Annotated in this window: 3 protein-coding genes; all 3 read right to left on the bottom strand. The window is 60.8% G+C overall.

From position 1 onward, the window contains the following. The coding region (gene ribD / locus V6C16_RS11440) for a bifunctional diaminohydroxyphosphoribosylaminopyrimidine deaminase/5-amino-6-(5-phosphoribosylamino)uracil reductase RibD (protein ID WP_333543262.1) at positions 1 to 711 on the bottom strand (711 nt) is incomplete at its 3' end. A 2-nt stretch (positions 712 to 713) separates the two neighbouring features. Next, on the bottom strand, positions 714 to 1,190 hold the full coding sequence (locus V6C16_RS11435; protein ID WP_333536054.1) for a deoxycytidylate deaminase: 477 nt from the start codon (positions 1,188 to 1,190) through the stop codon (positions 714 to 716). A gap of 463 nt (positions 1,191 to 1,653) precedes the next feature. Further along, positions 1,654 to 2,347: serine hydroxymethyltransferase (locus tag V6C16_RS11430; protein ID WP_333543261.1), on the bottom strand; the 694-nt coding region annotated here is incomplete at its 5' end.

Genomic DNA, 2,347 nt, shown 5'->3' with positions numbered 1-2,347 from the left:
CAGGCGAGAAGTAAGCACGCAGGCCAGGGGTTGCGGACCGAGAGCTTCACCCTCAGACAGGGGCCGCACGGTAAGACGCGGATCATCGGTCCTGAACGTGCCGCCGCCCACAAGCACAGCGCCCCCGCAGCGTCCTATGCCCGCCCTGAGGCGCTGCACTTCCTGCCGGGATTCTTCTGAGCTGATCCACTGCGATTCGCCTTTGCGTGTGGCTATGCGCCCATCCAGAGTGGCGGCCATCTTAAGGATCACGTAGGGGCGCTGTGCCTGCTGCCAGACAAGAAAATCGGCTACAAGATCACGGCATTCTTCTGCGCAAACGCCCTCAATGACTTCCAGCCCGGCTTCGCGCAGACGGCATGCGCCGCCGCAGGCTTCGGGATTGGGGTCGGACAGGCCCACCACAATTTTCTTTATGCCCGCCCGGCGCACGGCATCGGTGCAGGGGGGAGTCTTGCCCTGATGGCAGCATGGCTCAAGGGTGACAACCAGCGTACATTGCGCCGGGTCGACCCCGCGCGCGGCGGCGTCATTGAGGCAGTCCACTTCGGCATGAGCCTTGCCGAAGGCGTGGTGCCAGCCTCTGGCGACGACCTGACCATCGCGCACAAGAACAGCCCCTACCATAGGGTTGGGGCAGGTCTTCCAGCGGCCTTGCTGCGCCAGCGCAATGGCTTCACGCATAAAGGGAGTGTAATCCAGTTCAGACATGGCTACTCCGGCTGGGGGCTTATGGCGGGCGGGGTGAAGTCCAGCCTTTCCAGTTGAACCCCGGCTTCAGCGAGCATGGTGGCGGCAAGCTCGTCAGGGTAGTGCTCGGCGTAATAGATACGCCTTATACCACAATTGATAAGCATTTTGCTGCACTGCACGCAGGGATGCGTGGTGCAGTACAGTTCGGCTCCGCTGATATTTATGCCGTGTACGGCCGCCTGAATGATAACGTTCTGCTCCGCATGCAGCCCCCGGCATATTTCGTGTCTCTGGCCGGAGGGGATGCCCAGCTGCTCGCGCAGGCAGCCCACTTCAAGGCAATGGGGAACCCCGGCGGGAGCGCCGTTGTAACCGGTGGCAAGAATGCGCTTGTCCTTCACGGCCACAGCCCCTACCCGCCGCCGGGTGCACGTGGAGCGCCCGCTGACAAGGTAGGTGATGTTCATGAAGTATTGGGGCCAGGGCAATCTTTGCATGGGATATCCGTTAAATTTTTCGCTAGTGTACATAGTGGAAGCGTAAAAGCCAAGCCAACGGTTCGCGCTTTCGGCACAAGGGGTTTTCGGCGGGACGGCACGCGGAATCTGTTGCGGCATCCCGCATGTTGCGCAGGCCAATGGTCCACAGACCCCGCGTTGCGCAACGGCGGCCCAGAGGCCGATAGCCTCCGGGCCGCAGGGTCGCTGCAGATACTGTCTGCCTGTGCGCCCTGCCGGGCGCCTGACGGCTTTATCCCGCGTGGCAGCAAAGGCTGTCTGACCTGAAATGACATTCAGGCATTGTTGGACCGTCCGGCCAATTCAATCGCCCGGGCCTTGCAGAGCTGATGCTTCACAAGGCCCGGATGTTTTTTGCACACAAGCTGAAGCCCTGTCAGAGCCGTTCAGCAGTAAAGCGCTCTGGCCGAAAACCTTTGAAAGGGCAGCCCATTAAAGGTGATCAGGCAAGATGGGCAAACAGCGGGAACTGATGGGCGAATTCTTCAACGTTTTTGCGAATTTTTTCAAGTTCCGCAGCGTTATCCCGTTTTTCAAGCGCCGTGATGATAAACCGGGCCACGGTGCGCATGTTGTCCTGCTTCATGCCGCGCGTGGTAAGGGCGGCAGTACCCAGGCGTATGCCGGAGGTAACAAAGGGCGAGCGCGTCTCAAAAGGAACCGTGTTCTTGTTGACCGTGATGCCCGCCGTGTCCAGGGCGATTTCAGCGTCCTTGCCGGTGATATCCTTGCCGGTCAGGTCAATGAGCATCAGGTGATTGTCCGTACCGCCGGAAACAAGGTCATAGCCCGCTTCCATAAGGCATGAAGCCAGGGTGGCGGCGTTATCCAGAACCTGCCGCTGGTACAGCTTGAAGGCGGGATGCAGGGCTTCGCCCAGAGCCACGGCCTTGGCCGCGATGACGTGCATGAGCGGGCCGCCCTGAATGCCGGGGAATATCTGGCTGTTCAGGGTTTTGCCCATATCTTCAGTGGACAGTATCATGCCGCCGCGGGGGCCGCGCAGGGTTTTGTGCGTGGTCGTGGTGGTGATGTGAGCGTGCGGAACCGGGCTTTGGTGCAGGCCGGCGGCCACAAGACCCGCGATGTGGGCCATGTCCACCACGAGTTTCGCTTCCACCTCATCGGCAATGGCG

Source organism: Desulfovibrio sp. 1188_IL3213, from assembly GCF_036763145.1.
Lineage (GTDB): Bacteria > Desulfobacterota > Desulfovibrionia > Desulfovibrionales > Desulfovibrionaceae > Desulfovibrio.
Note: the sequence above shows the minus strand (reverse complement) of the source record. Positions and strands in the feature narration are given on the sequence as shown.

Bases quoted from the DNA above. Each gene is read 5' to 3' on its own strand.
- V6C16_RS11435 (WP_333536054.1), bottom strand. From the start codon at position 1,190: ATGCAAAGATTGCCCTGGCCCCAATACTTCATGAACATCACCTACCTT.